This is a genomic window from Lysobacter xanthus, from assembly GCF_047159895.1.
Genome location: NZ_BAAGAB020000014.1, coordinates 1 through 24,754 on the forward strand (window position 1 = coordinate 1; position 24,754 = coordinate 24,754).

Sequence of the window (24,754 nt, forward strand, 5' to 3'; positions counted from 1 at the left end):
CGGGCCAGCTGAAGATCTCGGCGCACAACCCCGAGCAGGAGGAAGCGCAGGAAGAGGTCGAGGCCGACACGCGCGTGGACGACCTCGCCGTGGGCTTCAACGTCGGCTACGTGCTCGACGCGCTCGGCGCCCTGAAGGACGAAGTGGTGGTCCTGCAGCTCCGCGATGCCAATTCGTCCGCCCTGCTCCGCGAGGCCTCGAACGAGCGCAGCCGCCACGTGATCATGCCGCTGCGTCTCTGACACGGGATACGTTCCACGTGGAACATGGACGCCCGGCTTCGGCCGGGCGTCGTCGTTTCAGGCGGCATGCGGGACAATAGCGGATCACCCGGCGCCGTCGCGCACCGGCCTAGCCTGTCCCGCCGTCTCCCCATTCGCCCGTGCAGGTCAGCCGACTCGACATCCACCATTTGCGCCGATTCGACGAGGTCAGCCTGGAGCCTGCGCCCGGCCTGAACCTGTTCGTCGGGGACAATGGCGCCGGCAAGACGAGCGTGCTCGAGGCGCTTCACCTGATGGCCTACGGGCGTAGCTTCCGCGGGCGTGTTCGGGAGGGTCTGGTGCAGGCGGGCGCCGAGGCCCTGCAGGTCTTCGTGCAGTGGCAGGAGTCCGCCCAGGAGAACCCACGGCTCCGGCGCGCCGGCCTGCGCCACAGCGGCAGCGACTGGACCGGCCGGCTCGACGGCGAACCGGTCGCGCAGATCGGCGAACTCTGCGCGGCCCTGGCCGTGGTCACCTTCGAGCCCGGCAGCCATGAGCTGATCCACGGCGGCAGCGAGGTTCGTAGGCGCTTCGTCGACTGGGGCCTGTTCCACGTGGAACCTGCCTTCCTGCGGCCGTGGCGCCGCTACGCGCGTGCGCTCAAGCAGCGCAACATGCTGCTGAAGCAGCGGGTCCGCGACGCCCAGCTCGATGCCTGGGATACCGAACTCGCCGAGACGGGCGAAGAACTGACCGAACAGCGGCAGCGCTACGTCGACGCCCTGTCGCCCGGCTTCACCGCGGTCGCCGCGGACCTCGCGCCGGGGCTCGGAGCCGCCCGGCTCGCCTACACGCCGGGCTGGCGCCGGGAGGAGCTGTCGCTGTCGGACGCGCTGCTGCTGGTGCGCGACCGCGACCTCGCCTCCGGCCACACCAGCGTCGGCCCGCACCGGGCCGACTGGCGCCCCGTGTTCGCTGACATTCCCGGACGCGACGCGCTCTCGCGCGGACAGGGCAAGCTCGCCGCTCTGTCGGCCCTCCTCGCGCAGGCCGATTTCCACGCCGACGTGACCGGGCAGCCGCCGGTGTTCGCACTGGACGATCTCGCCTCCGAACTGGACCGCACCCACCAGCGCCGCGTCCTGCAGCGCCTGGTGGAGCGGGGCAGCCAGGTCTTCGTCACGGGCACGGACCTGCCCGCCGCCATCGCGGAACTGGAGCTCGATCCCGCCGTGTTCCACGTGGAACATGGGCGCGTCTCGCGCGCCTGAGCGACCCCGTTCATCCGCCGTCCGCAGAAGCGCTGAGACGCTCTGGTACACTTCGCGCACGTAAAGCTAATGTATGCGGTGCGGTCCGCCCGGCGGTCCGTCCTGCCGGAGGCTCCTGCCTGATGTCCCAGATGCCCGAAGACGCCGTGCCCACTGCCGCGCCGTCCGATTCCTACGACTCCTCCAAGATCACCGTGCTGCGCGGCCTCGAGGCCGTTCGCAAGCGCCCCGGCATGTACATCGGCGACGTGCACGACGGCACCGGCCTGCACCACATGGTGTTCGAGGTCGTCGACAACGGCATCGACGAGGCGCTGGCCGGCCACGCGAACGAAGTCACCGTGACCCTGCATGCCGACGGCTCCTGCTCGGTGTTCGACAACGGCCGCGGCATTCCCGTCGACATCCACAAGGAAGAGGGCGTCTCCGCGGCCGAGGTCATCATGACCGTGCTGCACGCGGGCGGTAAGTTCGACGACAACTCGTACAAGGTCTCCGGTGGCCTGCACGGCGTCGGCGTGTCCGTCGTCAACGCGCTCTCCAACAAGCTCTGGCTCGAGATCTGGCGCGACGGTTACCACTGGCGCCAGGAGTACGCGCTCGGCGAGCCGGTGTATCCGCTCGAGCGACTCGAGGCGTCCGATCGCCGCGGTACGCTGCTGCGCTTCCTGCCGTCGGCCGAGATCTTCACCGACGTCGAATTCCACTACGACATCCTCGCGCGCCGCCTGCGCGAGCTCTCGTTCCTCAACTCGGGCGTGCGCATCGTGCTCGCCGACGAGCGCGGCGAGGGCAAGCGGGACGTCTTCGAGTACGAGGGCGGCATCCGTTCGTTCGTCGAGCACCTCGCGCAGCTCAAGAACCCGCTGCATCCGAAGGTGATTTCGGTAACGGGCGAAATGAACGGCATCACCGTGGACGTCGCCCTGCAGTGGACCGACGCCTACCAGGAAACGATGTTCTGCTTCACCAACAACATCCCGCAGAAGGACGGCGGCACGCACCTGATCGGCTTCCGCGCCGCGCTGACGCGCACGCTGACCAACTACATCGAGCAGAGCGGCATCGCCAAGCAGGCGAAGGTCGCGCTCAGCGGCGACGACATGCGCGAAGGCATGATCGCCGTGCTGTCGGTGAAGGTGCCCGACCCGAGCTTCTCCTCGCAGACGAAGGAGAAGCTGGTCAGCTCCGAGGTGCGTCCGGTCGTGGAAAGCACGTTCGGCCAGCGCCTCGAGGAATTCCTGCAGGAGAACCCGCACGAGGCGCGTGCGATCGCCGGCAAGATCATCGACGCCGCGCGCGCACGCGAAGCCGCACGCAAGGCCCGCGACCTCACGCGTCGCAAGGGCGCGCTCGACATCGCGGGCCTGCCCGGCAAGCTCGCCGACTGCCAGGAAAAGGATCCGGCGCTGTCGGAACTCTTCATCGTCGAGGGCGACTCGGCGGGTGGTTCCGCGAAGCAGGGCCGCAACCGCAAGACGCAGGCGATCCTCCCGCTCAAGGGCAAGATCCTCAACGTCGAGCGCGCGCGCTTCGATCGCATGCTGGGTTCCGCGGAAGTCGGCACGCTGATCACCGCGCTCGGCACCGGCATCGGCAAGGACGAGTACAACCCGGACAAGCTGCGCTACCACCGCATCATCCTGATGACCGACGCGGACGTGGACGGCTCGCACATCCGCACGCTGCTGCTGACGTTCTTCTACCGCCAGATGCCCGAGCTGATCGAGCGTGGCCACGTCTACATCGGCCTGCCGCCGCTCTACAAGATCAAGCAGGGCAAGACCGAGATGTACATGAAGGACGACGCGGCGCTCGACGCCTACCTCGCCGGCAACGCGGTCGAGGGTGCGTCGCTGATCCCCGCCGACGGCGAGCCGCCGATCGTCGGTGAAGCGCTGGAGAAGTTGCTGCTCGCGCATGCGAATGCACGCGATGCGATCCGTCGCCATGCGCACCGGTTCGACGCGCAGGTGCTGGAGGCGCTGCTCGACATCGCGCCGTTCCATGCCGGCACCGCCGCGCTCGACGCCGCCGCGCTCGCCACGATCGAGGCGCGCATCAACGACGGCTACCTCGGCCGGCCGGTCTACCGCCTCGAGTGGAACGCCGCCGAGGAGACGCGTCCCGCCGCGCTCGTCGTGCGCCGCATGCACATGGGCGAGGAGACCGTGCAGGTGCTGCCGATGAACGCGTTCGAGACCGGCGAGCTGCGCTCGATCCGCGAAGCGGCGACGCAGCTCGACGGCCTGATCCGCGACGGCGCGCAGATCGTGCGCGGCAACCGGGCGCAGCCGATCGAGCGCTTCGGCGATGCCTATGCCTGGTTGATGGAAGAAGCCAAGAAGGGCCGCCAGATCCAGCGCTTCAAGGGCCTGGGCGAAATGAATCCGGAGCAGTTGTGGGAGACCACGGTGAACCCGGAGACGCGCCGCCTGCTGCAGGTGCGCATCGAGGACGCGGTCGCCGCGGACGCGATCTTCTCCACGCTGATGGGCGACGTCGTCGAACCGCGCCGCGAGTTCATCGAGGAGAACGCGTTGAAGGTGGCCAACCTCGACGTCTGATCGCATCGCCTCGGCGACATCGGAAAAAGCCCGGGGAACCGGGCTTTTTTCATGCCTGCGCCTGCGGTTTGCGTCGAACGGGCGATCACCGGCCAGCAGCCGTTCAGTCCCGCGGCGTCGATTGACGGCCCCTTGATCGACCGGCGCCTACAACCGGAGTCCCATTCAGCCGGACGTCCCCCAATGAAGCCGCTCCTGCTCGCCCTGACGATCAGCCTCGCCGTCGCCGGTTGCGCGACCACGACCACGTCGCCCACGGGACGCCAGCAGGTGGTGGGCGGCGTGTCGCAGGAGCAGCTCAACCAGCTCGGCGCACAGGCCTTCGCGCAGGCCAAGGCGCAGACGCCGCAGAGCAGCAATGCGCAGCAGACGGCCTACGTGCGCTGCGTCGTCGACTCGATCACCCGCCAGCTGCCCGCGAACTACCAGAACGGCTGGGACGTCGCGCTGTTCCAGAAGGACGAGCCCAACGCGTTCGCGCTGCCGGGCGGCAAGGTCGGCGTGTACACCGGCATCTTCAAGGTCGCGCAGAACCAGGACCAGCTCGCCGCGGTCGTCGCGCACGAGATCGGGCACGTGATCTCGCGCCACCACGAGGAGCGCATCACCCGCCAGATGGGCACGCAGGCGGGGCTCGGCATCCTCGGCGCGCTGATCGGCTCGCGGTACGGCCAGGGCGCGGCGAACACGGTGAACCAGGTCGGCGGCGTCGCGGCGCAGGGCCTCATCCTGCTGCCGAACAACCGCACGCAGGAAACGGAAGCCGACGTGGTGGGCCAGCAGCTCATGGCCAACGCCGGCTTCGACCCGCGACAGGCCGTCAACCTGTGGCAGAACATGGCATCGCTCAGCGCGAGCCGGCCGCCGGAATTCCTCTCGACGCATCCGGACCCGCGCGCGCGCCTCGGCGAGCTCTCCCAGCGTGCGAATGGATTGATGCCCGCCTACCAGCAGGCGCAGGCCGCGGGCCGACGCCCACGCTGCGGCTGAGTGCCAGCGGAACCGCGTATCGGCCGCCATACGTCCCCGTTCCATCGCTGCTGGCGTTTCTGCTAGCGTGACCGCCCCCGCGGCCTCTCGGCCGCGCATTGCCCGCGCCCCGCGCGGTTGAACGAGGTCGAACTCCATGACGCTTCCTACCCTTCGTCACCGCGTGCTCGTCGCGGTGATCGCCGGTGTCGTCGCCTCCGCGACCATCGCCCCCGCCTTCGCGCAGGAAAGCGACAACCCCGAGGACAACGCCCGCGCCGGCGAAGGTCGCGCGGCCGCTGCACGTCGCGCACGCGCCGACCGCAACAAGCCGGAGGAAGCGGCGAAGCCGGCCGAGCAGGCCGCCGTGTCGACCAAGTACCCGAACGCCACGCGCGTCGTGCCGGTCGGCAAGGCGACGGTCAAGGGCACGCCGAAGCTCAAGGCGATGCTCAAGGACTTCAACGAGGCGAAGAACGCGGAAGTCACCGCGGCGGCCGATGCGCTGCTCGCCGACGACGCGGCCAACGCCTACGAGAAGGCCTTCGCCGCGCAGCTCGCCGCGCAGGTCGCCATCCAGGCGCAGACCTACCCGGCCGCGCTCAAGTACATCGACGCCGCGATCGCGCAGAACGCGCTCGACAACGACGCGCACTTCGGCCTGATGCTGCAGCGCGCGCAGATCCGCATGATCGACAAGGACTACGCGGGCGCGCTCGCCGCGATCGACGCGTACCTCGCCGAGAGCCGCGACACCAGCCCGACCTCCCAGGTCGTACGCGGCAATGCCCTGTACCGCCTCGGCCGCTATGCCGACGCCGCCGCGGTGCTCAAGCCCGCGGTCGCCGCGGCGCCGGGCCATTCGGACTGGGAGCAGCTCCTGGCCGACGCGCTCGCCCGCAGCGGCAACGCCGCCGAAGCCGCCAAGCTCGCCGAAGCCGTCGCGTCGAAGAACCCGGCCGACAAGCAGGCCCGCTTCAACCTCGTGCAGTCGTACCTGCAGACCAAGCAGACCGACAAGGCCGCCACGCTGCTGCAGCAGATGCGCAAGGAAGGCCAGCTGACCGAGGACGGCGACTACCGCCAGTTGTTCTCGATCTACGCCAACATCGAGGGCAAGGAAGCCGAGACGGTCGAGATCATCAACGAGGGCATCGCCAAGGGCGTGCTCAAGCCCGACTACAACGTCTACCTCGCGCTCGCCCAGTCGTATTACTTCTCCGACCAGGTGGCCAAGGCCATCGAGGCGTACGGCAAGGCGGCGCCGCTCGGCAAGGACGGCGAGGCCTACCTGGCGCTGGCGGGCGTGCTCCGCAACGAGCAACGGATTCCCGAAGCGAAAGCGGCCGCGCAACAGGCACTGGCGAAGGGACTCAAGCATCCCGAGGATGCGAAGAAGATCCTCGCGCTGTCCGGTAAATAATGCGGACGCGGCGGCGGTCACGGGCGCGGTAACGTGCTTGGAACCGCCGCCACCGTTTGGTATATGCTTGGAAATTCCCGCGGCGTGAAGGCCTCGGGAACTGCAACCGCCCGCGGCGCCATGGCGTCCGGAATTCCCTCCTGAGCAATGGCGCATGACGCAAGACCTTTCCCACGCCACTCGTCGAGATAACGAAGGTCTGAACTGGGCACGTATTGCCGGTATCTCCTCCGCGATCGCCGTGCACGTCGCGGCACTCCTTCTCCTTCTCGTGCCGGCGACCGCGCCGAAGGTGCACAAGGAGGAAGAGCAGGTCACTGTCGTCAACCTGATCAAGCCGCCACCGCCGCCCCCGCCGCCGCCGCCGCCGCCGCCGGAGCCGCCCAAGCAGCTGATCCTCAATCCGCCGAAGCAGCAGATCGTCCAGCCGACGCCGACGCCTCCGCCCCCGGAGCAGCCGCCGATCGAGAACAACGATCCGAGCCCGATCGATCCGCCTGCGCCGCCGCCGGCCCCGCCTGCCCCGCCCGCCAAGGCCCCCGCGCCTCCGGCGAACGTGGTCAACGGCCAGGCCAGCGTCTGCAGCAAGACGAATCCGAGCTACCCGCCGACCGCGCTGCGCGAGCAGGCGGAGGGCACCACGATCGTCCAGGTGACCTGGACCGGCGACGGCACCATCACCGACGCCAGCGTCCGCAAGTCCGCCGGCAACCGCGATCTCGACCGTGCCGCGGTCAGTGCGGTGCGTCGCTGGAAGGTCTGCCCGGGTGATCCGGGTACGGCCGTCGTCCCCGTGGTGTGGTCGCTCCAGTAATCGCGACACCGCCCGACCGAACACGTTGTCCTCCTTCGCTTTGCACCACCTTTCAACTACTCAACAAAGGTAAGCGTCATGCTGCTTGAAACCCTCGCCCAAGCTGCCCCCGCCGGTGGCAACGCCGCATCTGCCCTGACGCAGATGGGTCCGCTGCATCTCCTGCAGGAGATGACCGGTGATCCGGGTGCCTTCGTCATCTCGTGGGTGGTGCTGATCACCCTCGTCCTCATGTCGACCCTGTCCATCTACTGGATCGTCATGAACTTCATCAAGAACATCCGCCTGCGCGGCACGTCGGATCGCGTCATCAGCACGTTCTGGGAAACCCCGAACGCGCAGGACGCCATCCGCTACATGGAAGAGCAGCCGCGCAGCGAGCCGTTCTCGAAGATCGCCCTCGACGCCGCCCAGGCCGCCGCGCACCACCAGCGCCACGAGGGTTCGCGCCTCGTCGAGTCGCTGAACCGCTCGGAGTTCGTGGACCGCGCCCTGCGCCAGGCCGTGACCCGTGAGTCCTCGCGTCTGGAAGCCGGCCTGACCGTGCTCGCCACCGTCGGTTCGACCGCGCCGTTCGTCGGCCTGCTCGGTACCGTCTGGGGCATCTACGGCGCGCTGATCCGCATCGGTGCTTCCGGCCAGGCGTCGATCGACGCGGTCGCGGGTCCCGTCGGCGAGGCGCTGATCATGACCGCGCTCGGCCTGTTCGTCGCGATCCCGGCGGTGCTGGCGTACAACTTCTTCAACCGCCTGAACCGCGTCACCAACAACAAGTTCGACACGTTCGCGCACGACCTGCACGACTTCTTCGCGACCGGCGCCCGCGTCGGCGAAGTCCCGGTCAAGCGCTGATCCCCGGTCGAACGTCCTAACCGGAGTCGGAAATGGCCTTCAGTTCAGGCAACAGCGGCGGCCCGATGGCCGAAATCAACGTCACTCCCCTCGTGGACGTGATGCTGGTGCTGCTGATCATCTTCATGATCACGGCGCCTCTCATGAGCCACAAGGTGAAGGTGGAGTTGCCGGCGGCCAATCTCGACAAGCGTCCTGACGAAGCCCCGCCGGTCCCGCCGATCACGCTGACCGTTCAGGAGAACGGTTCGGTGTACTGGAACGACGAGCCGATCAGCAAGAACGCGCTCGAGAGCCAGTTCTCGGTGGCGGCCCAGCAGACCCCGCAGCCGCAGCTCAACGTGCGTGGCGACAAGACGACCAAGTACCAGACCCTCAAGGAGCTGGTGGACATGGCCCAGAAGCAGGGCATGCGCAAGGTCGGCTTCGTGGCCACCAAGGAACGATAAGGAACCGCCATGGCTTTCAGTACTGGTTCCGGCAGCGGCCCGATGGCCGACATCAACGTGACGCCGCTCGTCGACGTAATGCTGGTGCTGCTGATCATCTTCATGGTGACGGCGCCGACGCTCTCGTACCCGATCGATATCAACCTGCCGCAGCCGACGCTCAACCCGCCGCCTGTGGACCAGGAACCGCCGCCGCCCGTCTCGCTCACCATCGACGCGTCGGGCACGGTTTCCTGGAACGGCCAGCCCACCCCGCTGAACCAGCTGCAGAACATCATGACGCAGACGGTGCAGCGCGACCCGAGCAACCAGCCGCGGCTGGAGATCGACGTCAACGGGCAGGCCGAATACGAAGTGCTCGCCCGGGTCCTCGCCTACGCCAAGAACGCCGACATGCAGAAGATCGGCTTCGTGCAGAAGGACGAGTGATCCACGCCCGGCCCCGCTCGCGGGCCGGACGGAACTAACGCGATACCGCTTACCTTGTTGAAAACGCCGCCTCCGGGCGGCGTTTTTTTATGCGCGATTCGCAGCCAGGTCACCGCGAACCGGGCCCGGCCGGCGCCGCGCCGCTATCGCGTGCCGACGCATCGACGTGTCAGCTGCGCGCGATGATGTCCAGGTACGCCCGCACCGTCGGCGCGAGACCGGCGTACAGCGCCTCGCCGATCAGCGCATGGCCGATCGAGACTTCCAGCACGCTCGGAATGCCGGCGAGGAACGCCGGCAGGTTCGCCTGGCTGAGGTCGTGGCCGGCATTGACGCCGAGGCCGGCCGCCTGTGCGCGCCGCGCGACGGTCGACGCGCTCGCAAGCGCCGGCGCGACCGTTCCCGAGGCGAACGCGGCCGCGAAGGGGCCGGTGTAGAGCTCGACGCGATCGGCACCGACTGCCGCGGCCTGCTCGACGCCCGACGCCGCCGGCTGTGACGCCGCGCTCGCGTCGGCGTCGACGAACAGGCTCACGCGACAGCCGAAGGCCTTCAGGGCCGCGACCATTTCACGCAGGCGGCCGAGGTCGCCTGCGAAATCGAACCCGTGGTCCGAGGTGATCTGGCCGTCGCCATCGGGCACGAGCGTCGCCTGCGCCGGTCGCACCGCCTCGCACAGTGCGAGGAAGCCCGCGTAACCCGCACGCGGCGGCGCGAACGGATTGCCCTCGAGGTTGAACTCGACGCCGCGCGTCGACGTGAGCGCGGCCAGCGCATGCACGTCGGATTCGGTGATGTGCCGCGCATCCGGGCGCGGATGAACGGTGATGCCGAAGGCGCCGGCGTCCAGGCAGGTCGTCGCGGCGCGCACGACGTCGGGTTCGTCGCCCCCGCGCGAATTGCGGAGCACGGCGATCTTGTTCACGTTGACGCTGAGATGGGTCATGCGCGCATCGTAACGGCTGGCCTCGGCTCGGCCACTGTGAGACCGGCCCTCGGGCCGCGTCTTCGCCCGCCACGCACCACGGCGACGCGCGTGCCCGGACATCGTCGGCTCCGGTCAGGCCTCGTGCGATTCGGGAAGTCCATCCAATACCGTGCGCGTTCGACGTCGCCGGGCGCACGAGGCGGCGCCCGGTCCATTCGTCGATGTAAAGGCGTGCCCTGCCGTCCCCGCAGTGCGACGCCGGCGACTCAGGCCTCGGGCGCCTGCGCCGTCGCGGCCGCGCGCCTCGCCTCGGCCTGCTCCCGCAGGCGATTGAGCTCGACCGGGTCGATGACCATCGAGAGGTCGCTGCTGCGGCTCTCGACGCGGGCCGCAAGCAGGCCCATCAGCCAGGCCAGCACCAGCCCGCACGCAGCGAACAGCGCGATGACCATCAGCGCGGTCGAGGCGGTCTTGAACGCGATCGCGAGCGCCGCGATGGCGAGGAGCAGATAGAGCCAGGACATCGGCGGATCCTCCGGCAGTCGCCGAAGTGTAGCGCCGGCCTCGCGCCCGCACGGCCGCTGGCCCGGCTACCGGCGCCGCCGGTCGAAACGCCCGCCTACCGCGGACCCACGGCCGGCGGGACCGCCGCGATGCGGCCCCGCCTCGCGGGACATCCATTCGCAGCGCCGGGATGAGCAGCGCGCGGTACCGCAAGGCATCGTCCGGGCTGCAGGTATTCCGATGGCGGCCCGCGTCGACGCACAGCCTCAGAGCAGCGGCGCCACGAGTCGTGCCAGCGCCTCGGGCAGGCGCTCGCGCAGGAAGGACGGTCGACGGTCGGCCCGCACGCGCGGCGACTGCGCCATGTCGCGCTGCAGGATGTCTTCGAGCAGGGTCGCGACGCCAGTATCGCGGAACAGCATCGAGACCTCGAAGTTGAGGCGGAAGCTGCGGTGGTCGAAGTTGGCGCTGCCGATGATCGCGACCTCGTCGTCGCACAGCAGCGCCTTGCTGTGCATGAGCCGCGGGCCGTATTCGTGGATGCGCACGCCGGCGGCGAGGAGGTCGTCGAAATACGACCGCGCGGCGAACGTCACCAGCCGCGAATCGCTGTGCCGCGGCACGAGCAGCCGCACGTCCAGGCCCGACAGCGCGGCCGAGGTGAGCGCCATCATCGCCGCCTCGCCGGGCACGAAATACGGCGTGGCGAGCCAGACGCGCTGGCGGGCCGCGTGGATGGCCGCGACGTGCAGGCGGTGGATCGCTTCCCACGGCCCGTCGGGCCCCGACACCAGCACCTGCGCGGCAACGTCGCCCGCCACCGGTTCGGGCCGGCCGAGCGGCGGCGGCTTCTGGCCCGTCGCGTAGATCCAGTCCTCGACGAAGACCTGCTGCAAGGCGCCGACCACGTCGCCCTCGATGCGCAGGTGCAGGTCGCGATAGGCGTCGCTGCGCCGCGTCTCGTCCTCCTCGTCGGTGACGTTGATGCCGCCGGTGAACGCCACGCGCCCGTCGATCACCACGATCTTGCGGTGCGAGCGCAGGTTGAGCCACGGCCGCCGCCAGCGCGCGAGCATCGGATGGAACCAGGCGAGTTCGCCGCCGGCATCGAGCAGCGGCTGCAAAAAGCGCCGCTTCATCTTCGCCGAGCCCACCGCGTCGAGCAGCAGGCGCACGCGCACGCCGGCGCGTGCACGCTCGACCAGCGCATCGCGCACGCGCGCGCCCGTGACGTCGGGCTCGAAGATGTAGTACTCGAGATGGATGTGCTCGCGTGCCGTCGCGATCGCCTCCACGAGCGCGTCGTAGGTCGCGCCGCCGTCGACGAGCAGGCGCACGTCGCTGGCGGTGGATGGCGGCAGCCGCGTGGTCGCCTGGCCGAGCCTCGCGAGCTCGCGGACCTCGGCGTCCGGGCCGCTGCCGGCCTCGCGCGGCATGCGCGCCCGCGCCCGACCGCGCCGGAGCCGCTGCCTGCGGATGCGCTGCGGACCGAACACGTAGTAGACGATGAAGCCGACGTAGGGCAGCGCCGCCAGGCTGACCAGCCAGGCCAGCGTCGCCGCCGGCTCCCGCTTCTGGAGGATCACCCAGAGGCCGAGGCTCGCCACGTACACGACCCAGCCCGCCACCAGCCACCGCCAGAAGGTCGGGTGGGCGTGGACGCTCGCGCACAGCCACTCGACCACGCTCAGCATCGGCGCTCCGCGGCGGCGGGGGTCGGCACGGACGGGGCGGGGAATGCGGCGTGGGGCATCGGGCCGGGCAGCGGGGGAGCGGCGATCGATCATACGGCCGGGCCTGCAAGCGGCCGTCATGGCGGTCACGGCGCCTGAGACGGCCCGCGCGGAAAATCCGCGGATGACCGACGCCCGCAAACCGAGCTCGCCGATCAAGGGCCGCGGCGCCGCCTCGCGCGTGGCCTCGCGGTTCGACGCCACCACGGTCGAGGGCACCGACGACGGCTGGGGCTCGGTCTACGAGGACCTCGCCGACGCACCGAAGCCGGCCACGACGGTCACCGAGGAGCGCGCGCGCAGCATCCTCACCCGCAACCAGTCGCCCGACATCGGCTTCTCGCAGTCGCTCAATCCGTACCGCGGCTGCGAGCACGGCTGCGTCTACTGCTTCGCGCGGCCGACGCATTCGTACCTGGACCTGTCGCCGGGGCTCGACTTCGAGACGAAGCTGTTCGCCAAGACCAATGCCGTCGAACGCCTTCGCGAGGAACTCGCCCGGCCGGGCTACGTGCCGCAGGACACCGCGCTCGGCATCAACACCGATGCCTACCAGCCGATCGAGCGCCGCTACGGCATCACGCGCGCGGTGCTGGAAGTGTTCGCCGAGACGAAGCATCCGGTGAGCTTCGTGACCAAGGGCGCGTCGATCGAGCGCGACGTCGACCTGCTCGCCGCGATGGCGCGCGACAACCTCGTCAGCGTGCATTTCTCGGTGACCACGCTCGACAACCGGCTCGCCTCGAAGCTCGAGCCGCGCGCCTCCGCACCCCACGCGAAGCTGCGCGCGATGAAGGCGCTGGCCGACGCCGGCGTGCCGGTGGGCGTGATGGTCGCGCCGGTGATCCCCATGATCACCGACATGGAGCTGGAGCGGATCCTGGAGGCCTGCTTCGAGCACGGCGCGCGCGAGGCCGGCTACGTGCTGCTGCGCCTGCCGCACGAGCTCAAGGAGGTCTTCCGTGAATGGCTCGAGCTGCACTGTCCCGACCGCGCCGCGCACGTGATGAGCCTCGTGCAGCAGATGCGTGGCGGCAAGGACTACCAGGCCGAGTTCGGCACGCGCATGACCGGCACCGGCGTCTTCGCGCAGCTGATCGAGCAGCGCTTCCGCAAGGCCCGCGCGCGGCTCGGCTACGGGCGCTTTCCCGCGCTCGACGCGAGCCTCTTCGTGCCGCCCCGCAAGGCCACGCCGCAGGGCGAGCTGTTCTAGGCACCGCCCGTCGGAGGGATGGCCCGCTCGGGACGGCGGACCGGGCCTCCCGCACCACGCGCAGTGGTGCGAAGCGCAGCGGACTACACTGCAACCACACCCGACCTCCGGGGCGCTGCATCGCCCCCTGGCTCACGACGTCCGCGCCCCGCGGATCCGGTCGCAAGGAGCCACCCGTGGAACTCGCCCGATTCATCGAAACGCATATGGACGCGATCCTTTCCGACTGGGAGGACTTCGCGCGGCGCAATGCGCCCGAAGGCACGCGGATGACGGACCTCGCGCTGCGCGACCATTCGCGCGAGATCCTGCATGCGGTCGCCCTCGACCTCGGCTCGCCGCAATCCGGCGCCGAGCAGTTCACCAAGTCGCAGGGCGAGTCCGACAGCGGCCCCGGACCGCGCACCGCGGCGGCGATCCACGGCGCACTGCGGCAGAGCAACGATTTCTCCCTGTTGCAGCTCAGCGCCGAGTTCCGCGCGCTGCGCGCCACGGTGCTCCGCAGGTGGTTGCCGCACGTCCGCGAGGTCACCGACGTCGTACTCGACGCCATGGTGCGCTTCAACGAATCCATCGACCAAGCGCTCGCGCAGTCGATCGTGGCTTACACCGAACGCGAGAACCTCGCGCGCGACCTGTTCCTCGCCGTGCTGGGCCACGACCTGCGTTCGCCGCTCGCCAACGTGGCCATGATCGGCGAGCTGCTCACGCGCGCAGGGGTCTCCGCCGAGCAGGTGCAGGACCTCGGCGTTCGCGCCTCGCGCTCGGCGCGCTTCATGAACCACATGGTCGACGACCTGCTCAGCTACACGCGCGTGCAGATGGGCCGCGGCATGCCCACCGCGCCCGCCGACGGCGACCTCACCGACGTCGTACACGCGGCCGTCGCCGATGCGGGCGCGACGTATCCGCGCTCGCGTTTCGACATCGACCTCGACGGCGACCTGCGCGGGCGGTTCGATCCGGTGCGACTGCAGCAGATGCTCACCAATCTCCTCGTCAACGCAGCCCAACACGGCGAGCGGGAGCCGGGCGTGCAGATCGAGGTGCGCGCGGATGGCGACACGATCGTGATCCGTGTCATCAACCACGGCCGCCCGGTCGGCGAGGCGGACATCGAGCGCATCTTCAAGCCGATGGTGCAACTGCCCGAAAGCGACTCGCGCCCCACCAGCCTCGGCCTCGGGCTCTACATCGCCCGCGAGATCGCCACCGCGCACGGCGGCAGCCTCACGCTCACCTCCAGCGTCGAGCGCGGCACCGTGTTCGAGGGCCGGCTGCCGCGGCTGGCGGCCGCCGTCGCCTGATCACGTCGGCCACAACGGGCCGCCGAGCCACAACCAGCGCGACATCCAGGCGCAGACGACCGCGATCATCAGGGTCAGCGGCAGGCCGATCTTCAGGAAGTCGCTGAAGCGGTACTGGCCCGGGCCGAGGATCAGCAGGTTGCCGTGGTGGCCGATCGGCGTGAGGAAGGCGACCACCGCGCCGAGTGCCGTGCAGACCACGAACGGCGTCGGCGCGAGGTGGAGCCCCTCCGCCAGGTTGAGCGCAACGGGCGCGAGCAGCACGGTGGTCGCGCCGTCCGACAGGATCTGCGTGAGCAGCGCGGCGACGCCGAACATCACCAGCAGGACGGCGAGCGCGGGCCAACCGGCGACGACATGCAGCAGCCCGTTGGCGAGCAGCTGCGCGGTGCCGGTCTGCTCCATCGCCACGCCGAGCGGGATCACGCCGGCGATCATCACGAACACGCGCACGTCGATCTCGCGATACGCCTGCTCCACGTCGACGCATCGCGTCGCCACCATCGCGACCGCGCCGAACAGGAAGGCGAGCGGTGCCGGCAGCCATTCGGTGGCCGCGGTGAGGATCGTCGCGCCCAGGATCATCAGCGCGAGCGGTGCCCGCAGGCGGCGCTTGGCCTCGCCGGCGAACGGCATCAGCATCAGGAAGCCGTGGTGGCTGGCGAGCTCCGCGAAGCGCGACGGCCGCCCGTAGAGCACCAGCAGGTCGCCTTCGCGCAGTCGCTGTTCGGCGAGCCGCAACGTGTGCGCCCCGCGCCGGCGCCAGAGCCCCGCGACCACCACGTGGAAGCGCCGCGCGAAGTCGAGCTCGCGGATGCTGTGCGCGATGAACTCGGACGCCGGCGCGACCAGCGCCTGCACCAGCTGTTCCTCGCCGTCGCCCTCGATGTGGTGGCGGAAGCGCTCGATCGCATGCAGGTCGAGGCCCGGGTCGTCGCGCAGCGATGCCAGCGCTTCGGCGGACGCCGCGACCAGCAGCACGTCGCCGCCGAGCAGCGGGCTCGAATCGCCGAGGTCGCGCCGCACGTGGCCGTCGCGCATCCAGCCGTGCAGCTTGAAGCGGTCGCCGAGCGCGCGGTTGAGCTCGGCGAGCGGCCGCGTGGCCCAGCGGCCGCCCTCCACGATCCGCAGTTCCGTGCGATAGCAGCCGAGCTGCATCCAGTCCTCGTCGGTCGCCTGGCCGCCGCGCTTGGGCAGCAGCCAGCGCGCGAGCATCATGTAGGGCACGCTGATCGCCACCAGCGCGAGTCCGATCGGGGTGATCGAGAAGATCGAGAGTTCGCCGGCGCCGTTGCGCTCGAGCAGGTCGGCGGCGAGCAGGAAGGCCGGTGCGCTGACGAGCGTCAGCGTGGTGCCGAGCGAGGCCGCGAGCGACATCGGCATCAGCAGCTTCGACGGCGACAGGCCGCGTGCCTGCGCGAAGCGCGCCACGATCGGCAGCATCATCGCGGTCACCATCACGTGGTGGGTGAAGGCGCTGAGCGCGGCGACCGCCGGCATGATCACCAGCACCGCCCGCCACTCGGCCTGGCCGGCCGCGCGTCCGATCCATTGCCCGAGGCGTTCGGTGATGCCGGTCGCCGCGAGTGCACCGGAGATCACGAACACCGCGGCGACGATGATCGCCGGCTCGCTCGCGAAGCCCGACAGCGCCTGCTTCGTGTCGAGAACGCCGGCGAGCACCAGTGCGGCGAGCGTGAGCATCGCGGTCACGTCCACCCGCAGCTTCTCGCTGACGAACAGGTAGAGCGATCCGGCGAGGATCAGCAGGAAAAGGATCTGGTGCAGGTCCATGGCATCGCCCCCGGTCGACCGCCATCGTGCCACCGCGGCGGGTCAAGGCCGTGCGTGCACCGCGGCCCGCGGCCGCCTTCACTGCAGCCCATTAGACTGCGCGTCCCGTCGCCGCCGTATCCGCTTCCCCGATGCCGACCGACCCCACGCCGCCCGCCTCCGATGCGCTCGCCGCCGCCTGTGCGGTGCCGACCGCCGTGGTCGACCGCGACGGCCGGCTGCTCGCGGTCAATGCCGGGTTCACCGCACGCTTCCAGCTGGTGGCCGGCGACGCGTTGAGCGCCATCGACGCGGTGCTCGCGGATCCCGGCGCGCTGCACGACGCGCTCGCCGTCGAGGGCGGCCGGCTGCACGTGCGCGCGCTCGACGGCGACCGCTGGCTCGCGCAGCTCGTCGAGGGGCCGGCCGATGCGGGTGCCGAGCAACGCCAGCTGCAGATGTTCGCCGACACCGTCGCGCACGACCTGCGTGCACCGCTGCGCTCGATCGAGAGCTTCGCGAAACTGCTGGAGGACCGCGCCGCGCCGAAGCTCGACGCCGCCGAGCGCATGCATCTGTCGCGCATCCGTGCCGCCGCCGGTCGCATGTCGGGCCTGCTCACCGCACTCGGCGAGCTGTCGCGCGCGGCGAGCGCGGCGATGAACCCGTCCGACGTCGACCTGTCGCTGCTCGCCGAATGGGTCCTCGCCGAACTGCACGATGCCGATGCCGGCCGCGACGTGATCGTCGACGTGCAGCCCGGCCTTCACGTGCGCGGCGACGAACGTCTGCTGCGCCAGCTGTTGCGCGCGCTGCTCGAGAACGCGTGGACGTTCACGCGCGGCGCCGATCCGGCGCGCATCGAGGTGCACGGCGAGGTGGTCGATGGACGCCTGCGACTGGCCGTGCGCGACACCGGCTGTGGCCTGGACATGCAGTATGCTCACAAGCTGTTCCAGCCGTTCCAGCGCCTTCACGGCGTCGAGCAGGGCGCGGGCCACGGCCTCGGCCTTGCCATCGCGCAGCGCATCGCGCACCGGCATGGCGGACGCGTGAGCGCCGAGTCCACGCTCGGTGCGGGAAGCACGTTCACCGTGGAGCTGCCCGTCGCGGGCCCGTGAGGCGAAGATGCACAAGGAAATCCTGCTGGTCGAGGACAACCCGGACGACGTCGAGCTGACCCGGCTCGCGTTCGACGAGGCCAAGATCGCCAACCAGCTCGTCGTCGTCGGCGACGGCGCCGAAGCACTCGACTATCTCTTCGCGCGCGGACGCTTCGCCGACCGCGATGCCGCCGACCTTCCGTCGCTCGTGCTGCTCGACCTCAACCTGCCGAAGGTGGACGGTCGCGAAGTGCTGCAGGCGATCCGTGCGAACGACGCCACGCGCGGGCTGCCGGTGGTGGTGCTGACCACCAGCACCGAGCCGTTCGACGTCGAGGCCACCTACGCGCTCGGCGTGAACAGCTACATCCAGAAGCCGGTCGACTTCGAGCAGTTCGTCTGGGCGGTCAAGCAGGTCGGCCTGTACTGGCTCGTGCTGAACCACTCGCGGCCGTGAGGCCCGGCGGCGTGCGCGCCGCGCTTGTCGCCGCCGCCGCCGCGCTGCTGGCAACGCCCGTCGCCATCCTCGCTACCGTCCTGCTGCTGCCGATGTGGTCGTGGATGGAGACGCAGTGGGGCGTCGAGGCCGTCGGCCACGCGAGCCTGTCGGCATGGTGCTTCGTCGCGACCGGACTCGTGGTTGTGCCCTCGGCCGCGCTGCTCGCCTGGCGCGTGTCCCGTCGACGCGACGCCGTCGGCTGAGCGACCCCGGCGGCCGCCGTCAGCGTGCGCCGAACAGCGCCTCCGCGCGCTGGAACAGGATCCAGCTCGTCGCGATGACCTTGTCGCCGCCCTGCGGGCGGTTGCCGCGATGCGTATGCGTGAAGGCCGCGGGCGCGATCAGCAGCGCGCCGGTCTTCGGTGCGACCTTGCGATGCTGGTAGAGGAATTCCGTTTCGCCTTCGCCGAAGCCGTCGTTGAGGTAGACCGTCCACAGCAGGTGGCGATGCAGCGTCTCGGTGCCCGCATCGCGCGGGTACAACTCGCAGTGCCAGTACGGATAACCGCCGCGACCCGCGGTGTAGCGCTGCAGGTTGATCGCGCCCGGACGGAAGACGTGCATCACCACCGGCAGCAGTTCGGTGTCGCTCATCGCCTGCAGGCGTTCGGCCGTGAGCCGGTGGCGCTTTCCGTCCGCACCGGGCAGCTCGAGCATCAGCGGCGCGACCAGCGCATGCGGATAGGCACGCAGGTAGCGCACCAGGCCGGCGATCACCGCCTGGTTGAGCGTGTTGACCACGTCTTCCCAACCGGCGCGGCCAGCGAGGGTGAGGTCGTGGCTGTCCTTCATGTCGGGAAACACGCCGCTGCCGATCCGGCCCGGCTGCGTGTCGCCGCTGCCGCGGAAGCGCTCGACGACCTGCGCGCACCACTCCGGCGCGAGCAGGTCCTCGTAGACCTCGATGAAGTCGCCGACCGCCACGGTCAGGCGGCGGCCTGCCGCTGCGCGTCGTGGTCGAGGTGGTAGCGCACCGCGGCCTCGACCTCCTGCTTCGAGCCGAGGAACACCGGCACGCGCATGTGCAGGCCGGTCGGCGTGACCTCGAGCATGCGCTCGCGCCCGGTGCTCGCCGCGCCACCGGCCTGTTCCACCAGGAAGGCCATCGGGTTCGCCTCGTACATCAGGCGCAGCTTGCCGCCCTTGGGCGCGCACTTGGCATCGAGCGGATAGCTGAAGAAGCCGCCGCGGGTCAGGATGCGATGCACGTCGGCCACCATCGACGCGACCCAGCGCATGTTGAAGTCCTTGCCGCGCGGGCCCTCCTTGCCGGCCAGCAGGTCGCCGACGTACTGCTGCATCGGCGCTTCCCAGAAGCGCTGGTTCGACATGTTGACCGCGAATTCCTTCGTCTCCTCGGGAATCTGCATGCCGCGCGTGGTCATCACGAAGCTGCCGATCTCGCGATCGAGCGTGAAGGCGTGCGTGCCGTTGCCGATGGTGAGCACCAGCATCGTGCTCGGCCCGTACGTGCAGTAGCCGGCCGCCACCTGCGCGGTGCCCGGCTGCAGGAAGTGCTCGTCGCCGACGGTCTCCACGTCGTCCGGGCAGCGCAACACCGAGAAGATCGTGCCCACCGAGATGTTGACGTCGATGTTCGACGAGCCATCGAGCGGGTCGAACAGCAGCAGGTACTTGCCGCGCGGGTATTCGTCGGGGATGACGACGCAGTGGTCCATCTCCTCCGACGCGAGCGCGGCGAGGTGGCCGCCCCAGGCGTTCGCCTCGAGGAGGATCTCGTTCGACAGCACGTCGAGCTTCTTCTGCGCCTCGCCCTGGATGTTGCCGGTGCCGGCATCGCCCAGCACGCCACCGAGCGCGCCCTTGCCGACGGCGATCGAGATCGACTTGCAGGCGCGGGCGACGACTTCGATGAGCAGGCGCAGGTTCGGACCGATGCGGCCCTCGCGCTGTTCCTCGATCAGGTAACGGGTCAGGGAGACGGGCGAGGCGGTCGGGCTCATCGGCGACGGGGCATCCGGGACGGGATGCGCATTGTCGCCGATCGGGTGAACGGCCCGTCAGGCCGCGACGCGCGGCCCCGGCAGGGCCAGCGCCTGCCGGCGCACCAGCCGCGCGAGGCTCTCGCGGGCGATCTGCAGCATGTGCAGCGGGGCCTCCGGCTCGGCCGTGTCCATCACCCGGCAGGCGGCCTCGGCCACGTCGGCGACGGCCTGCGCCGCGGCACGATCGGTGAGCATCGCCTGCAGCGTCCGCGCCTGGCCGCGCAGCCGTCGCTCGAGCACGCCGTCCGGCCCGGCGCCGGCGCGGCGCAGCGCATGGCTGACGCCGTCCTCGAAGTAGGCATGCTGCTGACGCAGGCGGTCGGCGGTGAGGTCGGGCATGGCGTCGGGCGGGGCGGGAAGCGGCGCACAGGGTCGGGCGCGCCCCGTGAGCGCCGGGTGGTGGCGACGCGCCTGCGGCCGCTTGCGGCGCCGCGGCGTCCCGGCGCGCGACAATCCCCGCGTGATCCTGTCGACCGCCTTCCGCGATGCCCCGCGCGCGTGCCGCCGATGAGCGACGTCGTGCGCAAGGTCATCCACGTCGACATGGACGCCTTCTATGCGAGCGTCGAGCAGCGCGACGACCCGTCGCTGCGCGGGCGTCCGGTCGTCGTCGCCTGGAAAGGCGCGCGCTCGGTGGTCTGCGCGGCGAGCTACGAGGCGCGCGTCTTCGGCATCCGCTCGGCGATGCCCGCGGTGCGCGCCGAGCGGCTGTGCCCCGAGGCGGTGTTCGTGCCGCCCGACTTTGTCCGCTACAAGCAGGTCTCGCAGCAGATCCGGGCGATCTTCGAGCAGCACACGCCGCTCGTGGAGCCGCTGTCCCTCGACGAGGCCTATCTGGACGTCACCGCCCCGCTCAGCGCGTTTCCCACGGCGACGGACATCGCCAAGGCGATCCGCGCGGAGATCCGCGAGGTCACGCGGCTCACCGCCTCGGCCGGCGTGGCGCCGAACAAGTTCGTCGCGAAGATCGCGTCCGACTGGAACAAGCCCGACGGCCTGTTCGTGGTGCCGCCATCGAAGGTCGAGGCCTTCCTCGCGCCGCTCGCCGTCGGGCGGCTGCCGGGCGTCGGCCGCGTCACCCAAGGCGAGCTCGAGGCGATGGGCCTGCGCACCGTCGCGGACCTGCGCGAGGCCGGCGAGGCGGCGCTCACGTTGCGGTTCGGCCGTTGGGGCCGGCGCCTGCACGAACTGGCCTGGGGCATCGACGCGCACCCGGTGGAACCGGAGCGCCCGCATACGCAGATCTCGAGCGAGGACACGCTCGCGCAGGACGTGCCGCTGGACGCGCTGGTGCCGCACATTGCCGCGCTCGCGGCCAAGACCTGGTCGGCCTGGGAGCGCCATCGCGAGCGCGACCTGCGCGACGGCCGCGGGCCGCGACGCCCGCGCACCGTCGTGCTGAAGCTCAAGACGTCCGACTTCCGCATCCTGACGCGGTCGCTGACGCCGCCCGCGATGCCCGGCGATGCGACCGCGCTCGCGGACGCGGCGGTGGCCCTGCTCGCCCGCGTCGAGCTGCCGGCGACGACGCGCTACCGGCTCGTCGGCGTCGGCCTGTCGAACATCGGCGAGGCCGGGCCGCAGCCCGACCTCTTCACGTCGGTCGCCTGAGCGGCCGCCCTCAGTCGTCGCTCGAGCCCGTGGGCGCCGGCACGCAGTGGTTGCTGCCGTCCCACAGGAAGCCGGCGGCGCACTGGCTGCTGTCGACCGACGTGGTGCGGCAGCGGCCGTCGAGGTAGTTGCAGGCGTAGGGCCCGCAGTCCTCCGTCGCGCCGCGACCGTTGCGCGACACCGAGGGCGCGCTGCACGTGTACTCCGTCGCCGCGCGCATCTCGCGCAGGGCGGCCTCCAGCGTCGCGACGCGGCCTTCCAGCGCGCGGGTCTTCTTCGACAGGCTCGACAGGCGACGATCGACCGCCGCGTCGCGGTCCACCACCGCACCGACCGCGGCCGGGCGCGCCATTCCCGTCACCGGCGGCACCATCATCGGCCGCACCTGCGCGCCCGACGTCCCCATCACCGCGAGGAGCCCCAGCGCCGCGCCGAACATCCCGATCTTCTTCATCGTGTCCTTTCCCCCCCGGCACCGTGCCGGCCCCGCCACGCTGCCACGTCGGCACTTGCCCGACACGGCCATACGTCGGCGACGCACGCCGCACTTCGTGACCAATGGGATTCACAGCGCGCGCCTTCACATGGCAAGGTGAGGCCGGGGACGATGGCATGGCCGTCGAGGAACAACCGGATGTCCGCGGATTTCGATGCGTTCCACGCCAGTCCGGTCCCCATGTGGGTGTTCGACGTCGGCGACCTGCGGATCCTCGCCGCCAACGGCGCGGCGGCGGAGATGTACGGCTACCCGCGCGAGATGCTGGAAGGCATGTCGATCCTCGAGCTGCGGCCCGCCGAGACGCGCGAGGCCCTGCGCGCCTACGTGCAGGTCGATTCCGCCGAGCGCCGCCAGGGCCGCGTCTGGACCCACCTGCACCGCGACGGCACGCTGCTGCACGTGCAGGTCCGCTCGGTCGACGTGGACTTCCACGGCACGCCCGCGCGGCTGGTGGTCGCCCGCGACATCAGCGAGCTCGAGCGCGCGCAGGAGCGCGTCCACCTGCTCGCGCAGGCGATGAGCGACGCCGCCTACGACTACGACATCCTGAGCGGCAGCGTCTGGTTCAGCGACAGCTTCGCCGCGAACTTCGGCTTCGACACCGGCACCCTGCCGCAGGACATCGCCCAGTGGGCCTCGCTCGTGCATCCCGACGATCGCGGGTGCATCGATGCGAGCCTCACGGCCGCGATCGAGGGCGACGACGCCGACTGGGTCGGCGAGTACAGCTTCCAGCGCGGCGACGGCACCTACACCGACGTGCTCGACCGCGGCCACATCCAGCGCGACGGCCACGGCCGCGCCGTGCGGATGGTCGGCGGCATGATCGACCTGCGCCCGCAGCGCCTGCTGTCCACGCGCCTGCGCCTGCTCGAGCGCGCCGTGCAGGCGAGCGGCAGCGGCATCCTGATCGCCGACGCGACCGATCCGTCTTTCCCGATCGTCTACGCCAATCCAGCCTTCGAGCACATCACCGGCCACCGCGTCGACGACGTCGAAGGCCGCCCCTTCGACTTCCTGCAGGCCGCCGACCCGGGCCAGCCCGGTGCCACCGCCGTGCACGAGGCGCTCGCCGCGATGCGCGAGGCGCAGGTGGCGCTGCAGGGCACGCGCCGCGACGGGCAGCCGTTCTGGTACGACTTCCACGTCACGCCGATGCGCGACGGCGACGGCCGCGCCACCCACCTGCTCGGCCTGCTCACCGACACGAGCGAGCGCCAGCGCCACGCGCAGCAGCTGCAGTGGCGCACCACGCACGACGTGCTGACCGGGCTGCCGAACCGGCACCTGATGCTCGACCGCGTCGCGCAGGCCGTGGTCGCCGCCCAGCACGCCGGCGCGCCGGCGCGCGTCGCGGTGCTGGTCGTCGACCTCGACGAATTCAAGCTGGTCAACGACGAGCTGGGCCACGCCGCGGGCGACCAGGCGCTGTGCGAGGTCGCCGCGCGCCTGCGCCGGCTGTGCGGGCCGGGCGCCGTGCTCGGGCGGTCGGTCGGCGACGAATTCGCGATCCTGCTCGAAGGCCGCGACGAGCTGCACGCCGAGCGCATGGCGGCTACCGTGCACGCGGCGCTCGCCGATCCGATCGCGATCGGCGAGGGCAGCTGCAAGCTCAGCGCCTGCGTCGGCTACAGCCATTTCCCCGAGGACGCCGGCAGCGCCGAGAGCCTGCTGATGAGCGCCGAGCTCGCGATGTACCAGGCCAAGAAGCAGGGGCGGAACTGCACCGTCGCCTACCGTGCGGGCAAGACGCCCACCACCGGCAAGCTGCAGTTGCTGCAGGAGCTGCGCGAGGCGCTCGAGCGGAAGGAATTCCGCCTGTTGTTCCAGCCCGTGTTCTCGGCGGACCTGCGCCTGGTCGCGCTGGAGGCGCTGGTGCGCTGGGAGCATCCGCGGCGCGGGCTGCTGCCGCCCGCCGAGTTCATCACCGTCTGCGAGGAGAGCGGGCTCATCGTCGAGCTCGGTCGCCGCGTGCTGCACGAGGCCGCGCGGCACCATGCCTTCCTCGCCGAGCAGGGCCTCGGCCATGTCCGCATCTCGGTCAACGTCTCGGCGATGCAGTTCGCGCACGGCCTGCTCGACGACGTGCGTGCGGTGATCGACGAGTTCCAGCTGCCGCGCGGCGCGCTCGAGCTCGAGTTGACCGAGAGCGTGATCGTCGACGACCCCGCGCGTGCGGCCGAGGCGATGGTCGCGCTGTCCGAGCTGGGCGTGACGCTCGCCATCGACGACTTCGGCGTCGGCTACTCGTCGCTGAGCTACCTCAAGCGCCTGCCGATCCACCGGCTGAAGATCGACCGCTCCTTCGTCAACGACCTGGAATCCGATGCGAGCGACCGCTCGATCTGCGAAGCGGTGATCGCGCTCGCGCGCACGTTGCGGTTGGGCGTGGTCGCCGAGGGCGTGGAATCGACGTTCCAGCGCGACTGGCTGCGCACCAGCGGCGCCGGCGAACTGCAGGGCTACCTGTTCGCGCGGCCCGTCGCGTTCGAGGCGGCGGTGCGCACGTCGCCGGCGCCCGCCGAAGCGGCCGTCTGAACGACCGCCCCGGACCTTCGCTCCATCTTTACGGCCGCTCCGGATGCTGGCCGCGACGCTTCG

23 protein-coding genes and 1 pseudogene are annotated in these 24,754 nt (G+C 70.5%); 16 read left to right on the plus strand and 8 right to left on the minus strand.

All coding sequences use genetic code 11. The features are described from left to right. From ACY35P_RS05845 to ACY35P_RS05885, 9 genes and pseudogenes are all read left to right on the plus strand, one after another. Positions 1 to 242, plus strand: a pseudogene (locus ACY35P_RS05845) (DNA polymerase III subunit beta); the annotation flags it as partial. A 140-nt stretch (positions 243 to 382) separates the two neighbouring features. Next, the gene (gene recF / locus ACY35P_RS05850; RefSeq protein WP_462114894.1) at positions 383 to 1,474 is read left to right on the plus strand and encodes a DNA replication/repair protein RecF; all 1,092 of its coding nucleotides are present in this window, start codon (positions 383 to 385) and stop codon (positions 1,472 to 1,474) included. Positions 1,475 to 1,605: 131 nt separating this feature from the next. Then, positions 1,606 to 4,041 carry a DNA topoisomerase (ATP-hydrolyzing) subunit B gene (gyrB, locus tag ACY35P_RS05855; RefSeq protein WP_462114941.1) on the plus strand — a complete coding sequence of 812 codons (2,436 nt, stop codon included), beginning with the start codon at positions 1,606 to 1,608 and terminating at the stop codon, positions 4,039 to 4,041. 183 nt (positions 4,042 to 4,224) lie between these two features. Next, positions 4,225 to 5,031: a M48 family metallopeptidase gene (locus ACY35P_RS05860; RefSeq protein ID WP_462114895.1), complete on the plus strand. Its 807-nt coding sequence runs from the start codon at positions 4,225 to 4,227 to the stop codon at positions 5,029 to 5,031. A gap of 136 nt (positions 5,032 to 5,167) precedes the next feature. Then, positions 5,168 to 6,433: a tetratricopeptide repeat protein gene (locus ACY35P_RS05865; protein ID WP_462114896.1), complete on the plus strand. Its 1,266-nt coding sequence runs from the start codon at positions 5,168 to 5,170 to the stop codon at positions 6,431 to 6,433. 154 nt (positions 6,434 to 6,587) lie between these two features. Next, complete coding sequence (locus tag ACY35P_RS05870) at positions 6,588 to 7,247, plus strand: energy transducer TonB (RefSeq protein WP_462114897.1); 660 nt, start codon at positions 6,588 to 6,590, stop codon at positions 7,245 to 7,247. Positions 7,248 to 7,325: 78 nt separating this feature from the next. After that, positions 7,326 to 8,099, plus strand: a complete 774-nt coding sequence (locus tag ACY35P_RS05875; protein WP_462114898.1) for a MotA/TolQ/ExbB proton channel family protein — start codon at positions 7,326 to 7,328, stop codon at positions 8,097 to 8,099. A 32-nt stretch (positions 8,100 to 8,131) separates the two neighbouring features. After that, entirely contained in the window at positions 8,132 to 8,548 is a 417-nt protein-coding gene (locus tag ACY35P_RS05880) for an ExbD/TolR family protein (RefSeq protein ID WP_462114899.1), read from the plus strand. A 9-nt stretch (positions 8,549 to 8,557) separates the two neighbouring features. Further along, complete coding sequence (locus ACY35P_RS05885; protein ID WP_462114900.1) at positions 8,558 to 8,977, plus strand: ExbD/TolR family protein; 420 nt, start codon at positions 8,558 to 8,560, stop codon at positions 8,975 to 8,977. A 169-nt stretch (positions 8,978 to 9,146) separates the two neighbouring features. Here the strand turns inward: ACY35P_RS05885 and ACY35P_RS05890 are convergent, their stop codons facing one another. From ACY35P_RS05890 to cls, 3 genes are all read right to left on the minus strand, one after another. After that, positions 9,147 to 9,923 (minus strand): pyridoxine 5'-phosphate synthase, encoded by a 777-nt coding sequence (locus ACY35P_RS05890; protein WP_462114901.1) that lies wholly within the window; start codon positions 9,921 to 9,923, stop codon positions 9,147 to 9,149. A gap of 248 nt (positions 9,924 to 10,171) precedes the next feature. Further along, the gene (locus tag ACY35P_RS05895) at positions 10,172 to 10,429 is read right to left on the minus strand and encodes a hypothetical protein (protein ID WP_462114902.1); all 258 of its coding nucleotides are present in this window, start codon (positions 10,427 to 10,429) and stop codon (positions 10,172 to 10,174) included. A 246-nt stretch (positions 10,430 to 10,675) separates the two neighbouring features. After that, a complete protein-coding gene (cls, locus tag ACY35P_RS05900) occupies positions 10,676 to 12,103 on the minus strand; it encodes a cardiolipin synthase (protein ID WP_462114903.1) in 1,428 nt (475 codons plus the stop codon). 163 nt (positions 12,104 to 12,266) lie between these two features. On the opposite strand from cls, the gene ACY35P_RS05905 reads away from it, so the two are divergent. Both ACY35P_RS05905 and ACY35P_RS05910 read left to right on the plus strand, forming a co-directional pair. Continuing rightward, the gene (locus ACY35P_RS05905; RefSeq protein WP_462114904.1) at positions 12,267 to 13,355 is read left to right on the plus strand and encodes a PA0069 family radical SAM protein; all 1,089 of its coding nucleotides are present in this window, start codon (positions 12,267 to 12,269) and stop codon (positions 13,353 to 13,355) included. Between the two features lie 176 nt (positions 13,356 to 13,531). After that, on the plus strand, positions 13,532 to 14,662 hold the full coding sequence (locus tag ACY35P_RS05910) for an ATP-binding protein (RefSeq protein WP_462114905.1): 1,131 nt from the start codon (positions 13,532 to 13,534) through the stop codon (positions 14,660 to 14,662). On the opposite strand, the gene ACY35P_RS05915 is transcribed toward ACY35P_RS05910, so the two are convergent. Continuing rightward, entirely contained in the window at positions 14,663 to 16,456 is a 1,794-nt protein-coding gene (locus ACY35P_RS05915) for an SLC13 family permease (RefSeq protein WP_462114906.1), read from the minus strand. Between the two features lie 131 nt (positions 16,457 to 16,587). Between ACY35P_RS05915 and ACY35P_RS05920 the strand changes: the two genes are divergently transcribed. Genes ACY35P_RS05920 through ACY35P_RS05930 form a run of 3 tightly spaced genes read left to right on the plus strand, consistent with a single transcriptional unit; the run spans position 16,588 to position 18,240 of the window. Beyond that, the gene (locus tag ACY35P_RS05920) at positions 16,588 to 17,556 is read left to right on the plus strand and encodes a sensor histidine kinase (protein WP_462114907.1); all 969 of its coding nucleotides are present in this window, start codon (positions 16,588 to 16,590) and stop codon (positions 17,554 to 17,556) included. A 7-nt stretch (positions 17,557 to 17,563) separates the two neighbouring features. Beyond that, positions 17,564 to 17,995: a response regulator gene (locus tag ACY35P_RS05925; protein WP_462114908.1), complete on the plus strand. Its 432-nt coding sequence runs from the start codon at positions 17,564 to 17,566 to the stop codon at positions 17,993 to 17,995. An 11-nt stretch (positions 17,996 to 18,006) separates the two neighbouring features. After that, complete coding sequence (locus ACY35P_RS05930) at positions 18,007 to 18,240, plus strand: hypothetical protein (protein ID WP_462114909.1); 234 nt, start codon at positions 18,007 to 18,009, stop codon at positions 18,238 to 18,240. Positions 18,241 to 18,259: 19 nt separating this feature from the next. Here the strand turns inward: ACY35P_RS05930 and ACY35P_RS05935 are convergent, their stop codons facing one another. The 3 genes from ACY35P_RS05935 to ACY35P_RS05945 are packed head-to-tail and all read right to left on the minus strand — an operon-like array spanning position 18,260 to position 20,382. Further along, a complete protein-coding gene (locus tag ACY35P_RS05935; RefSeq protein ID WP_462114910.1) occupies positions 18,260 to 18,961 on the minus strand; it encodes a 2OG-Fe(II) oxygenase in 702 nt (233 codons plus the stop codon). A 2-nt stretch (positions 18,962 to 18,963) separates the two neighbouring features. Next, positions 18,964 to 20,001 carry a class 1 fructose-bisphosphatase gene (locus ACY35P_RS05940; RefSeq protein WP_462114911.1) on the minus strand — a complete coding sequence of 346 codons (1,038 nt, stop codon included), beginning with the start codon at positions 19,999 to 20,001 and terminating at the stop codon, positions 18,964 to 18,966. Between the two features lie 57 nt (positions 20,002 to 20,058). Next, positions 20,059 to 20,382, minus strand: coding sequence for a hypothetical protein (locus ACY35P_RS05945; protein ID WP_462114912.1), 324 nt, complete (start codon positions 20,380 to 20,382; stop codon positions 20,059 to 20,061). 168 nt (positions 20,383 to 20,550) lie between these two features. Here ACY35P_RS05945 and dinB point away from each other — a divergent pair, with 168 nt between their 5' ends. Next, positions 20,551 to 21,654 (plus strand): DNA polymerase IV, encoded by a 1,104-nt coding sequence (gene dinB, locus ACY35P_RS05950; protein ID WP_462114913.1) that lies wholly within the window; start codon positions 20,551 to 20,553, stop codon positions 21,652 to 21,654. 10 nt (positions 21,655 to 21,664) lie between these two features. Here the strand turns inward: dinB and ACY35P_RS05955 are convergent, their stop codons facing one another. Then, on the minus strand, positions 21,665 to 22,108 hold the full coding sequence (locus ACY35P_RS05955; protein WP_462114914.1) for a hypothetical protein: 444 nt from the start codon (positions 22,106 to 22,108) through the stop codon (positions 21,665 to 21,667). 180 nt (positions 22,109 to 22,288) lie between these two features. Between ACY35P_RS05955 and ACY35P_RS05960 the strand changes: the two genes are divergently transcribed. Beyond that, positions 22,289 to 24,691: a sensor domain-containing protein gene (locus tag ACY35P_RS05960; RefSeq protein ID WP_462114915.1), complete on the plus strand. Its 2,403-nt coding sequence runs from the start codon at positions 22,289 to 22,291 to the stop codon at positions 24,689 to 24,691. Positions 24,692 to 24,754 lie beyond the last annotated feature (63 nt).